The sequence below is a fragment of the Streptomyces sp. NPDC087845 genome, from assembly GCF_044742755.1.
Taxonomy (GTDB): domain Bacteria; phylum Actinomycetota; class Actinomycetes; order Streptomycetales; family Streptomycetaceae; genus Streptomyces.
In genome coordinates, this window is record NZ_JBIUVC010000010.1 from 187,477 (window position 1) to 199,638 (window position 12,162).

General features: G+C 62.9%; 9 protein-coding genes, 1 tRNA gene and 2 pseudogenes. 5 read left to right on the top strand and 7 right to left on the bottom strand.

The genetic code is table 11. The features are described 5' to 3' along the window. Positions 1 to 1,074: 1,074 nt before the first annotated feature. Positions 1,075 to 1,470: pseudogene (locus ACIOMQ_RS25615) on the top strand (tyrosine-type recombinase/integrase); the annotation flags it as partial. Positions 1,471 to 1,797: 327 nt separating this feature from the next. Here ACIOMQ_RS25615 and ACIOMQ_RS25620 read toward each other — a convergent pair. Further along, a complete protein-coding gene (locus ACIOMQ_RS25620; protein ID WP_402190493.1) occupies positions 1,798 to 3,876 on the bottom strand; it encodes a restriction endonuclease in 2,079 nt (692 codons plus the stop codon). 678 nt (positions 3,877 to 4,554) lie between these two features. Between ACIOMQ_RS25620 and ACIOMQ_RS25625 the strand changes: the two genes are divergently transcribed. Together ACIOMQ_RS25625 and ACIOMQ_RS25630 are read left to right on the top strand one after the other, a co-directional pair. After that, positions 4,555 to 5,577, top strand: coding sequence for a hypothetical protein (locus tag ACIOMQ_RS25625; RefSeq protein WP_402190496.1), 1,023 nt, complete (start codon positions 4,555 to 4,557; stop codon positions 5,575 to 5,577). Position 5,578: 1 nt separating this feature from the next. Then, complete coding sequence (locus tag ACIOMQ_RS25630) at positions 5,579 to 5,770, top strand: hypothetical protein (RefSeq protein ID WP_401266307.1); 192 nt, start codon at positions 5,579 to 5,581, stop codon at positions 5,768 to 5,770. Positions 5,771 to 5,942: 172 nt separating this feature from the next. On the opposite strand, the gene ACIOMQ_RS25635 is transcribed toward ACIOMQ_RS25630, so the two are convergent. The 4 genes from ACIOMQ_RS25635 to ACIOMQ_RS25650 all read right to left on the bottom strand — a co-directional run bounded on the left by ACIOMQ_RS25635 (position 5,943) and on the right by ACIOMQ_RS25650 (position 9,216). Further along, positions 5,943 to 6,004 (bottom strand) — tRNA-OTHER (locus tag ACIOMQ_RS25635). Between the two features lie 181 nt (positions 6,005 to 6,185). Then, positions 6,186 to 6,821 carry a HEPN domain-containing protein gene (locus ACIOMQ_RS25640; RefSeq protein ID WP_402190499.1) on the bottom strand — a complete coding sequence of 212 codons (636 nt, stop codon included), beginning with the start codon at positions 6,819 to 6,821 and terminating at the stop codon, positions 6,186 to 6,188. 16 nt (positions 6,822 to 6,837) lie between these two features. After that, positions 6,838 to 8,043, bottom strand: coding sequence for a DUF262 domain-containing protein (locus tag ACIOMQ_RS25645; protein WP_402190502.1), 1,206 nt, complete (start codon positions 8,041 to 8,043; stop codon positions 6,838 to 6,840). 264 nt (positions 8,044 to 8,307) lie between these two features. Then, positions 8,308 to 9,216, bottom strand: coding sequence for a YDG/SRA domain-containing protein (locus ACIOMQ_RS25650; RefSeq protein ID WP_402190505.1), 909 nt, complete (start codon positions 9,214 to 9,216; stop codon positions 8,308 to 8,310). A 108-nt stretch (positions 9,217 to 9,324) separates the two neighbouring features. Between ACIOMQ_RS25650 and ACIOMQ_RS25655 the strand changes: the two are divergent. After that, positions 9,325 to 9,561: pseudogene (locus ACIOMQ_RS25655) on the top strand (DNA cytosine methyltransferase); the annotation flags it as partial. A 30-nt stretch (positions 9,562 to 9,591) separates the two neighbouring features. After that, entirely contained in the window at positions 9,592 to 10,347 is a 756-nt protein-coding gene (locus ACIOMQ_RS25660) for a DNA cytosine methyltransferase (protein WP_402190663.1), read from the top strand. 230 nt (positions 10,348 to 10,577) lie between these two features. Here ACIOMQ_RS25660 and ACIOMQ_RS25665 read toward each other — a convergent pair whose 3' ends face one another. Further along, positions 10,578 to 11,231, bottom strand: a complete 654-nt coding sequence (locus ACIOMQ_RS25665) for a YdcF family protein (protein ID WP_398632607.1) — start codon at positions 11,229 to 11,231, stop codon at positions 10,578 to 10,580. Continuing rightward, the gene (locus ACIOMQ_RS25670; protein ID WP_402190509.1) at positions 11,228 to 12,016 is read right to left on the bottom strand and encodes a GntR family transcriptional regulator; all 789 of its coding nucleotides are present in this window, start codon (positions 12,014 to 12,016) and stop codon (positions 11,228 to 11,230) included. The genes ACIOMQ_RS25665 and ACIOMQ_RS25670 overlap by 4 nt, the downstream gene beginning before the upstream one ends. Between the last annotated feature and the right edge of the window lie 146 nt (positions 12,017 to 12,162).

A 12,162-nucleotide genomic window follows, 5' to 3' on the forward strand; every position in this document is an offset into this window, starting at 1 on the left:
CCCCGCGCGCGAGGGCGACGGTACCAGGAGGGACCAACACACGACATCCGGTTTCGAACCTGTTCAAAGGCTGACCGAAGTCCGTCCGCGTCGGGCCACTTGCCGGACCCGCGTCGGAGGTACCCGCCGGCGGTGCGGACTTGCCGAGGACGTCGAGGCAGGGTGCCCGTCGAACGCGCAGTGGATGAAGGTAAAGGCCCCGGACCGTGATCGGTCCGGGGCCTTTCGCCTGGTGCCCCCGGCAGGATTCGAACCTGCGACACCCGCTTGAGGAGTTCGATCAGGGCGCGCTCCGGGTGCCCCCTGTTCACTCGCACAGCGACTGTACAAGGGCGGTGGCATTCGTCTCCGTCCTGCGTCGTTGATGTCAGGGACCTTCGGATCCGTAGCTCTATCCGGGGGCAGTGGCGGTCATAGAGGTCGCGTCGAAGCCTCTGGAGGACGCTGCTGGACGCGGTCGGTTGCTGTGGTTGCAGCACTTCCCTGCTGTACGATCCCGGCAATCGCGCAGGGGGGAAAGTGCCGCAAGATCAGGGTGCCGATACGGGTGACCTCACGCCTGGGGGAGCGTCCCTCCGTACCTGGCTGACAAGAGGGAAGTACCTCCTCTTCGAGGTGGTCGCGCTGACTCCGCTGCTCGGTGTCGGCTGGTTCGTCCTGGCAACCCTTTCCGTACTCCCGTGCATGGCACCCGGCAGTGAACCTGAGGAATCGGACCACGTTGTCTTCCCCGCGGACTTCGACCCTGTCCCGCCCTTCGCGGGCATGGTGCTTGTGGCACTGGCTGGCGTTGCGATATGGGGCGCCTATCGCGGAAAACCGATGGTGTGGAAGACCCAGGCGGTGCTTGCGTTGGTCGCTGTCGTCGCGGCATTTGCCCTTCATGACCCACACCCGACGTGTACGCGCGTCAGCAGCGCCAGTGCTACTCCGGCCAGCTCGGTTCCTCGCCCGGCCCACAGTCTTGTAAACCGTCGTGGCGGCGACGTCACCGTGGGGTCAAATCCCACACCCACCGCAGATGAACGGCCCCTGACCTGGTGAATCGGTCGGGGGCCGTTCTTGTGCGCGCTCGCCGTGAGGCTCCCGGCCATGTGCATTGCGCCCCTTCGCTGGCACAGGATGCGACAGGTTGACGCCAAGGTTCGCGCGGGGGAGTCGTGGCAGGAAGGTGGGCACGTGTTCGTCACCCGGACCGGTCGCCCGGTCGAGCCGCGGAACGTCTACCGCTCCTTCACCCGCATCGCTGAATCCGCCGGTCTTCGAGTGATCAGGCTGCACGAGGCCCGGCACGGCTGCGCGACTCTGTTGACCGCGGCCGGTGTGGCTCCTCGTGTCGTGATGGAGATCCTCGGTCACAGCCGGATCAGCATCACGATGGACGTGTACACGCACGTCGTCCAGGACACTCGGCGCGAGGCGGTCAGCCACATGGACCGGCTGCTCAAGGGGCGGCCCGTCCGGGAGTGACCGACGCCGTTGATGTCAGACGTAGATGTCAAAGGGGCCTTGCCTACTAAATTTAGTAGGCAAGGCCCCTTTGAACTGGTGCCCCCGGCAGGATTCGAACCTGCGACACCCGCTTCAGGAGTTTTCCCTGGGCGAGGTTGTGACCTGCATAGATTTTGGGCACAGGGTACCTCGCCTGGAAGAATTCCTCTCCCGAGTTCTCACGTCCTGATGTGTGCTGAATCCGTTCCGAACCGGGGCTACTCGGCAGGTGGTCGGCAGCGGGGCTTCGTGACAGACACGAAGGGGCGGCAGCACCCTGCTTGAGGTCTCATGTCGGCAGTGGCGCTAATCCACATCGATGCCGTACTCCTGGACCAGTTCTTCCAAGCCGCCCCGGTATCCCTTACCTCCGCTGACGAACTCCCAGTCGCCGTTCGCGCGGCGGCGGAAGGACCCCAGCACCAGGGCGGTTTCGCCGGTGCGGCCGTCGGAGACTTCCAACTGGTCGAGTGGGGTTCTCTCGGTGTCCAGCAGCCGGATACCGGCGCCGGTGAAGCCGGACAGGTCGGCCGCGGGGTTGGCGACAGGATCGACCGCGGCGATGACGACGAGACGGTCAGCGCGCGTCGGTAGCGCATCGAAGGAGACTTGGATGGCGGCTCTGTCCGGCGCGACGGGGATGAGCGCGCGGACCGTGCCGTCGGGTGTCCGGGGGTTGTTGAAGAAGACGAAGTGGTCGTCGTCCAGGACGCGGTTGCCGTGGCAGACGAGCGCGCACACGTCCAAGGCGACGTTGCCCGACCAGTACATGCCCAGCACATTGTGGTCGTCCGTGCTGGTCTCGCTGTCCGGCGCTGTCCGCTGGGCGGGCACCGGGCGTTCGCCGCTGCCCAGTCGCCCGCGCAGCCCGTGGCGGTGCAGCAGGTCAACCAGTTCGGAGCCTGCCACCAGTTCCAAGGGCTTGCCGTTGGCGAAGGCGTGCGAGCCGGGGCCGAATCCGGACGTCGTGACCAGGACACCTTTGTTGGCGCCGGCGCCCTGGACAGTGCCGTACAAGTCGCGGACAGCTGTCGGGGGCACGGTGTTGCGGTAGCGCTTGACCTGTACGACGATCTTGCCGCCGCGAATCGGGGTCGGGTCCAGCGCATCGATGTCCACGCCACCGTCGTTCGAGCGCTGTGTGGTCACGGCCTGCATGCCCATGGCCCGGAACAGATCGGCGACCAGCGCTTCGAAGGCGATGGGGTCCATCTCGTACAGATCCGGCTCTTCGTCGCCACCATGGGTGACGACACCATTACCGACGTCTTCGGGAACCCGGCCGGGTCGCACGGACGCGTACTGATCGGGGCGCGATGACAACTGCCCCCTGAGCCCGTCCACCAGGCAGTTGACAGCGTTCACCTGTTCCAGATGCAGGTCGGCGAAAGTTGAACGCGAAGCCATGACAGTGCCGAGGAATATGGGTGCTCGTCTGCCGGTCGTCGGGTCGTGATCGTCCACGAACCCGTTCAACGCGACCGATTCCAGCGCACCGAACTCATCGGCTGCGAAAAGATCACGCAGAACCAACAGGAGACACTGCGCGAGTACGTCCCGGTACAGGGCGCGGCGCTGCGTGACCGGTCGGGGCGACTCCTTCTCCTGATCGGCGTTGATCATGTAGCGCACCGACTTCGCCTCCGGGACGACGTCGTACTTGGGCAGCTCCCAGTTCAGTACCAACTGGCGCGCACCGGAGTCGTACGCTGCGGATACCTGACGGGGCAGGTCCTCTGGCCAACCGGTCGAGGCGTAGAGGGCGGCGGAGAAATACTCCACCGCGGCCTCGGGATCTCCGTTGCGAAGCCCCGTCGTCATCTCTGCGATACCGGCGTTGTGTCGACGGATCTCGCCCAGCTGGGTTTCGGCCCACTGCTGGTACTGCAACTGGTAGGTAGCCAACTGGTGCTGACGCTGTGCTTCTGCAGCCTGTGCGGCCTGCCAGTCGCGCTCGAACCTGGACCGGGCCTCCGCTTGTGCCTGAGCTCGCCGTGTTGCGGTCCAACCACCCTGCGGCTGGTACTGGTTCGGGTCCGGCATGCGGATGGGGTGCGCGAGCTGCCCCGGGGAGAATGCCTCGATCTGCTCCGCCCGAGTCAGTGCGTCGGCCCTGAACGCCGGAGCCCGGCACCCTGCCGCCAACAGACCCTGCAACGACTCGACCCGCGCGTCGATTTCCTCCGTGCGCCGCCGGGCCTCTGCCTCGCGCTGCTCCCGGTAGGCCGCCCTCTGCTCGCGGTGGCTGCGCGCGAGCTCTCGCTGGTAGGCGCGTTGCTGCCTCTCCTGATCCCGCTGGTATCTGGCTTGCGCCTCCCGTTGACGTTGCTGTTGGCGCTGCGCTTCAGCCCAGACACCGACCAACCCATTGGAGCGACGGCTCATGCTCTACAGGCCCTCCCCACCAGCGACGTGGCAGGCATGCACCAAGTCCTGGCCCCATAACCAACAGTGATGAGGTGACTCTAGTCGGCAACCAGCCGGGCGCCCATGCCCTTGCCACAGTTGACCTCTGCTCCGTCCCGACCTGCGCATACCAAGGTGAAGCGGTGCCTGCCGACGGGATGTTCGCCGTCCAGGCTAAGGGCTGTCCCGTAATCCCTGGTGGATCGGCGTGCGGCGTCGGATGCGGTGCATCGCAAGGCGGAGGGACGCCCGAATACTGGATGTATTCGGGCGTTCCGACAACGCGGCGAGGCGCCGTAGCCGTCGTCGCACGCCCGCCAGGGATTACGGGACAGCCCTTAGGGAAGGTGCACAACCAGCAGCCTCCCACCGTGGCCAGGAAGACTGACCACCGGCGCGACTGTACGTGGCGGCCCCGTAGTTCAACGTGGCTTGCGTGTGACACGCCTGCAATGCCGAGCCATAGGAATGACCGTACTGGGGGCGACCGTATAAGCTCGCCCGAGGCCGTGGCGACGGCCGCGGTTGTGTCTTGGCCCGTGCCCGAGACGCTTTGAACAGCCGGAAGTTCAGTCATCGCGACTACTGCGGTCAGCTGTGTTCTCATCACGCCTGTCCGACGCACGCGGGTTGGGTAGGCATTGAGAGGGCAGCAGGATGCGTAACAGCGCCTATGGCCAGGCAATGCCCGTGCATCTCAGGCGAGCCACCTACGCCAATGCCGTCGAAGCGGTCGATTTCCTGCAAGAAGTGTTGCGTTACTCCGCGCCCGACAGAGCAAGCCACGGCTGGGCCAGGATGTGTATGTACCGAGCGAGTGATGCGATGGATACCCTTGGGCGACTCACTGGAGTGATCGCTGCCCACGTGGTTGAGAACGGCATGAGCAGACACGGAATTCGTCGGATTCTTCGCGTTGAGAAGGAATGCGCACGGACTGATCGACCGCCGCGCCTCGAGGGGTTGTCACTTTCGAAGCAAGAGCTGTTCTACATGCCGTCTCCACTGCACGAGCAGGTTCACAAGTCGGTGGCTCAGGTGGTGCTCAGGCTCCATCAAGTCGTGAAGGAAGGCGACGAGGAACATAACAAGGAGTGGTTCGGTCACTGCTTGTATCAGCTGTCACTGGCGATGGATGAGCTGGGCTTGCTCAACCGGGCGATCGCTGCGTTCAACGCTGGTGTCCTGAGTCGGGAGACGTTGGCCCGCTACCAGCACCTGTTCCAACAGCGCTCCAGGGCCAGCATGCCGGATGCTGAAGACAGCGCATATCTCGCGGGGCTTTTGGGCCGCAACGTCGACGGTGAGTACCGAGTGTGGAACGTGATCGGCCGGGCTCAGGCTGAGCGGCGACATTTTGTGCCCGAGAGTGATTCGCATGACGGGCGTGTCCTGCGAATGCTGGCTGGCCTGGATCGGGCACTCCAGCCTTTGCGGTGGAACGATGCAAGCGGCAACCCTTTGGGCCGCACGCAGAACACGGCTGCTGTCTTCCTCAATGCATTGACGGCATTTGAGAGTGACGATGACGACTATCCGCCGCTTTACTGGCTGGACCGTCACGCACAAGCTGAAGCAGCCGCGGCCGCCCATGCACTCTTCGGCAGCGGAAGCTCCCCTGGAACACGGCTGGCTGAACCCAGGACGGCAACGGGGCGATGTGTCGCAAATGAGGGCTGAAATGACCCAGCTATTGACGGCGGGCGCGAGCTTGGCGCTTATAGGCGGTTGGGGCCTCGGCGTCGTCGCCCTGGCGCTGCTCGTCATCGGGCTGACGGCGATCTGCAGGGTTGAGCCGAAGGACATCCCAGCGACATTGCAGGCCCTCGCCGGCTGGCTTCCATGGGGTATCAAGAACAGTAGGCGTCGCTGAGCCCGTTTGTTCCCTGGTTGGGATCCCGGTCGGGAACGGGTTCCTGGCCAGAGCCGCGTCGTGAAAACTTCGTGTCGGCTTTCCCGCCCGCATTGCGGACCCATATGTGCTGCGAAACCGGAGGCCCTGCCGCCCGCTAGGACGACAGGGCCTCCGGCCTGCTGCTCTGCTGTGCCCCCGGCAGGATTCGAACCTGCGACACCCGCTTTAGGAGTTCGAGCAACGGAACTGGGCACCTGCATATCGGGCCCGCTTCGTGGCGCGGCATCTGTTCAGGTGTGTGCGTGATGCAGTTCGCGTACGCCTACGTTGCCGTCAACTACTGCCGTCGCCCCTGCGCCCCTTACTCCCTGTTGTCGACCGGACCGGCCCAAGACCTGTGGGCGAGCGACGCGGCGTGACTCACCTGCCTCACTCACGGCGTCGATAGGCTCGCCGCCACACCCTGTGAGCTAGATAGCAGATTGGAAAGTTGGGCGAAATGAGTTAGAACGTCCTCAACCCACTTTATCGCCTGTCCAGGGTAGATCGTTTCACTAACAGCTTGACTCGAACGGTGAGCAAGTCGCCCACGCTTACTTCCGAGGGTATCAAGGGCAGGAAACAAATCTGGGCAAGCATCTGAAACCTCGTCAGAGGTCAGCCCTAGAGGCCTGGCCATCTGGGTAACGTTCTTCTCCTTTAGGCCATTGTTAGCCTTGATTACCTTTGATTCGTACATGCTCTTGGCTGTAAGGCAGAGCTGGCCGGGCGCATAGCCGGAACTCCCCTTCTCGCCTCGAATATTCTCCCCGAAGTGCAAAATCAATCGAGCGTAGCAAGCTGGAATTGTTTCGTCCGTAATTTCAAGCGTCTTGGCCGCTATGAAATCGGAGAACATCTGCTCAATGAATTCCTCGATGTGGGCGTGCGCCAGAATCACGAATGATCTCACCAGTAGAGATTGCGCGGAGGATAGATCATCCGGCGGCGCAACACTCTGTAGTGACTTTGACATTAAAGAGTTTCGGAGCTCGTCAATGTCGTTCCTGAGTTGACTTACCGTGTCCATTGGGAAATGGGCCTCTCTATGACTCAGTCGAAGAGAGAGGGACACTTGGTGAAAGAGGAACAGGAACACCGAGGATACTCTGTAGCCCGCTTGCCCAAACTTTGAACCGGGTACGCGTGGCTTCGATGCTCTTGGTGGTCGAAGTCACCGCAGCCACGAAGCCATCGTTCTCCACGCACAAGTTTTTGAAGAGATCGAGGACCTCCTGCTTCTTCCCCAAAGCTGCATCACGGACGCGCTCATTGGCCAACGTATTGATCTGTACGTCGAAGACTGCACGGTTCACGGCTCGCTCCCACCGACTGCCAGACCATTTGTGACAGGCGCCATCGTCTCCGAAGATCTCTCGTGCGGCGGCAATCGCCCGCTCCATGTCTGAGAGTTGTTCTGCTACGAGACCACTATCGACGCTCCAGTTCTTGTTGAAATGTACACACGTCTTATCAAGGAAGTCTTTGAGGTTTCCCCGATACTGAATTACAGAGTTGCGAAATCCAATATACCGAACCAGCATCTCCGCATCCACCATGCGACGATCCGGCCCTTTGTTCCCCAAAAGATGCTGCATCCCAGGACTCATCCCCGACTGCTCGTCGACGAATTCCACGAAATTTCCCGGCACAAGGGCCTGCCGAAGTTCCTGCGGCGAGAGGGGAACGCTTCCGGTATTAAGTCGAAGAAAGAGGGTGTAAAGGAAATCCTCCGACTCCCAGTTCCGGATCGTCACGGTCCTGATCGTGTGATTCTCGAAAGCATCAAAAAGGTCACTGCGCTCACCCTCTAGGCGTGCAATATCAAATCCCCGCACCTTCTGCAAAATTGACGTAGTGGTGATCTTGAAGGGGGTGAATCCTTCATCCTTCGAATTTCCCTCGCCGGCGTAGAACTGTCGCAGGGCAAGCAGGCGCTGCTTTCCATCGATTACGAAATAGTGACCAGGTTGCCCCTTTTTTTCCGCCAGTACAATTTGAGGAATAGGGTATGCCAAAATCGCCGACTCGATGAATCGGCTTTTGGTGGGATTGGTCCATGCGGCGCGTCGTTGAAATCGAGGATTTAGATCAATGCGCCCCTTGCGCATCTGTGTAACCACGGTCTCCACTGTCCAGTCGGTCGCGGAAACGCTGGCGCGTGCAGCACTCAAGCGATCAATTACGTCCTCTTCAGATTCTGAAGAAGCTGCATCGACGGGCAACATGTTGTCGATTTCGGGGTTAGTCACTCTTGCCTCCATAGGTGGAGACGCAAGTGTAGTGTGGAAGCGGTCATCCTGAGGGGATTTACTCATAAAAGGACCACTCCACCCAGCCCAACTGACTGGCTGATTAGGTCTTGTCGGGGGAAGTGGTGCTGGATGGGCCAACAAGGACCACCAAGGCCAGCGGCCGCGGCCGATCTCGTGCCGCACTACTCCTTGGCGGGTCCGTCAGGTAGCGGTTGAGAGACTCTCTCACGACCGCTACCTCCCCTTCCAGCTAGTTCAGCACTACTGACGCCACCGTTCGCGGTGTTGCCTCACACATTCCACGTTGATGACATGCTGCGGATGAGTCCGCAGCACGCCGTTCGCCTCGCCACCACGGATCACCGAGAGGTTGTCCGCCAAGACGATGGCGCCAGCATCGAGCATCACGTGACAGTTCGGGCAGAGGCAGAGAACGTTGCCGGTAGTGTCCGGGCCGTTGTGGGGCGAACCGAGGGCCTGGATGTGTGCGCCTTCGCTGTAGCTGCCTCCAGGCATCTCGATGCGCAGGTCGCAGATCTGGCAGCGATTGTCGTGCCATGCCTTTACCTGGCGCTTCACGGCACTGCTGCGCACGATGCGCTGGACGGTCGCGGTGACGCGCTCGGGTGCCTCATTCCCGTCGACCGTATAGGCGTTGCTCGTCCCTGCCGGCTTGGCAGGCACGGCCGGGAGCTCCTGCGGCTGGGCTACTTGCGGTATTGGGGTGCCGTCGTACGCTTCCAACCGGAACTGCCAGATGAGGAAGCCGTCGATGCCAAGCTTGCTGCCGTAGTTGGTGACGCGGTACAGGCCGTCGTAGCGATACCCGGCGTCCGGGGCGTACGGGGAATCGCTCTGCCAGCCTCGGAGTACGCGGACGGGCAGGCCTTCGAGGTGGCTGGTCACCAGTGCCGCGTTGCCGGGGTCGTCCAAGGACTGGTTGGTCACCTGATTGCCGGCGCCGTCCTGGCCTCCATGGCCGGTGTAGACAATGACGTCGCCGTAGTCCTCATCGTCCTTGTAGCCGCCGGACACGACGATGGACTCGGCCCCGGCCTTCCTGGTTCCGCAGATGCCGGCCTGCAACGGCCGGTGCACTCCCGCTTCGTGGGCGAGACGACGCGTATCGTACTTCTGGCCTACTTCAACGCTGGGTACTTCACCAATCATGAGCGCAGCTTCCCATGAGGCACCGACACTGCAGCCAGGCCGGTCTCGACACCCGCGCGTCAACTACCGTTGCCGCGGATATCAACGGGTCGTTCGAGGTGGGGGATCGTGGACGAATATGAGCTCGTAGACCTGTTCGCTGGGGCGGGTGGGCTGGATATAGCCGCTCGTGACTTGGGTGTGCCGGGAGTCGGCATTGAATGGGACGCGGACGCCTGTGCCACGCGTCGGGCGGCAGGGTTGGCAACAGTGGAGGGCGACGTCCGTGCGTTCGCCCCGATCGACTTTCCCTCTGCCAACGTCCTGGCGAGCGGACCACCGTGCCAGACGTTCGCCGTCGCTGGACCTGGAGCGGGGCGTCGTGCTCTAAGAGACGTGCTGCGCCTTGTGCGGCGTATGGCGGATCGTGAGGACATTGCTGCATGTTTGGCTGAACTGGATGACGAACGCACGGGCCTGGTGCTGGAACCGCTGCGGTGGGCTCTGACCGCCATAGATGGCGGCCGCCCCTACGAATCGGTAGTACTGGAGCAGGTGCCAACCGTCTTGCCGGTCTGGCAGGCGGTGGGTGAAGTTCTATCCACTGAGGGTTATTCGGTGGCATGCGGCGTATTGAATGCCGAGGAGTTCGGAGTCCCACAGACGCGGCGCCGCGCCGTGTTGATCGCGCGCCGTCATGGGACAGCAGAACTCCCCAAAGCGACGCACCGGCCGTATCGCAAGACCGTAGCCTGCGCTCCCGGCGACCCCTCACTGCCGGCCTGCGTGACGATGGGCGAAGCATTGGATCGCCCGGAGCCGTTCCTCGTGGTCTCCGACTACGGCTCCGGCGGAGACCCAAGGGCTCGGGGCCGGCGCACCTCTGCAGAACCAGCTTTCACCGTCACCGGCAAGATCTCCCGCAGCCGGGTCATGACTGGCGACGCCGTCGACCTACCCCGCCTATCTTCCTCCGAGGCGGGTCGCCTTCAGAGCTTTCCCGCTGACCACCCATGGGCAGGCAGAAACATTCCCCAACAGATCGGCAACGCTATTCCGCCACTTCTGGCTGCCCACATCCTCGCCGCCGCGCTAGATCAAGGTCACTCGCCCGTAGATACCCGCGCTGGTGGTGTGGAGGAAGTCAGGTGAAGCCGAAGTCCACATCGGTGCACCTCGCTCCAGGGCCAGGCAGGGGCACTGTCCCCCCTTCCCCCGGCAGGAGGGACGGGGGCCGAAGTAGGGAAAGTTGTACCGCGCTGAGAGCGTGACGGTTTTCAAGAGCGCTGCGGGTGAAGCGAATTCACCGCCTCTGACCTGCGAATACGCTTCAAAACGGGCCTGTATGAAGGCGCCTGGCCCACACATGGCCCATGGCGCCCTTAATGCGTCGGCACGAGGCGACTCGTGAACCCCTCAGAACACAGGCGCTCGTAGGCCGCGGTTACGGAGTCCGGCACCTCCTGCCTGATCATGAATCCTTGCTCCGGATAGATCAGCAGCCGCTGCTGTGCCCCCACAAGCATGTCCAGCACGAGACGTGGGTCCTTGATGGAGTCGATGTACTCCGAAAGCGTCATGGGTGCTGACGCGCTGACGATCTCGACTTCCGGCCAGAGCCTGCGGGCTGTCGCGTAGGCTCGCCGCTCCTCGTACGGCTTGCTCACGAGCAGGACAGACGACACGTCGATGCCGCGCTCTGTAAGCAGTTCGCGGGAGAAGTTGATGTTCTGACCGGTGTTGCGCGCGTTGGGCTCAACAAGGATCGCCGATGCGGGAACACCCAGTGCCAGCGCCCGTTCCCGATAGTGCTCGGCTTCCCCTCGGGGCATCCGATCGCGTGTCGTCCGGCTGGTCGCGCCCGTGAAGACGATCAACGGGAACATGCCGCGTTGATACAGATCCACGGTCGCATCCGCCACGCCCAAGTCATGGCTGCCGAGACCGACGGCGACCGAACAAGGCCGCGGTTCGTGGTGCATCTGCTGAAAGTCCCAGAGCTGTTGAGCGTCAGACCATGTCTGCACTGAGATCACTGGGCCGCCCCTTGCGCTGAATCGGGAACCTTGAAGTCGTATGCCCAGGCGAAGCGGCTCGCCGCGTGAATGCCGATGGCGAACTCCACCACGGTCCCGTCAGCCGTGTAGGTGGTGCGGTGGAGCTCTACGACCCACTCGCCGGGCGTCAGCTGGAGTAGCGCCGCTTCCTCCGATGCCGCAGGGCGCGCGAACAGCTCTTCTCGCATGTGGTCGATCTCGTACCCTGCGTCGTAGAGCACGCGGTACCCGCCGCCCTTGCCAGCCGGACCCGGCGTCGGGTCGACAAGCCGCGTTCCTTCGACGTGCTCGGGGCGGTAGTAGCTGGTCAGGGTGTGCGTCGGCTGGTCCCCCTCCTTCACGAGGCGGACGCGCGCATACACCTCGGAGCCTTCCGGTAGACCATGCGCCGCCGCTACCAGCGGCGTGGCCGGCACACGGCTGACGTTCTGCGTCTGCTCGCCACGCTTGTGCGCGCGGCCCGACGCCACGCGGTCAGCGATGAAGGCGACCTCATCACCGTCACGCCATTTGACCTTGTCGTACCGAGCAATGCCGAGCCGCTTGAGCGGTTCCTGCTGCCGCACGACAGTGCCGTGACCTCGGGAAGAGGTCACCAGACCTTCGGCCTCCAGAGCCTTATAGGCCGCGTGAACTGTGGACTTTGATCCTTCACCGGCTTCCACCAGCTCCCGGATATGCGGCAACTGCTGACCAGGGGCCAGCTCACCACTCTTGATCCGCCCGGCCAGCTTGTCTGCCAGGTCTCGCCACTTGGGTGCCACGCGCACTCCTCTCAACGACTCCAGTGAAGCACAGTCCCAGGACTGTTGACAGTCCTGGGACTGTGCGTCATTGTCATTCCAGACGCACCGCAGTCCCAGGACAGTGAGTGCGAATGGCCCTTCTTTGGGCTGCACGACCGCAGAGC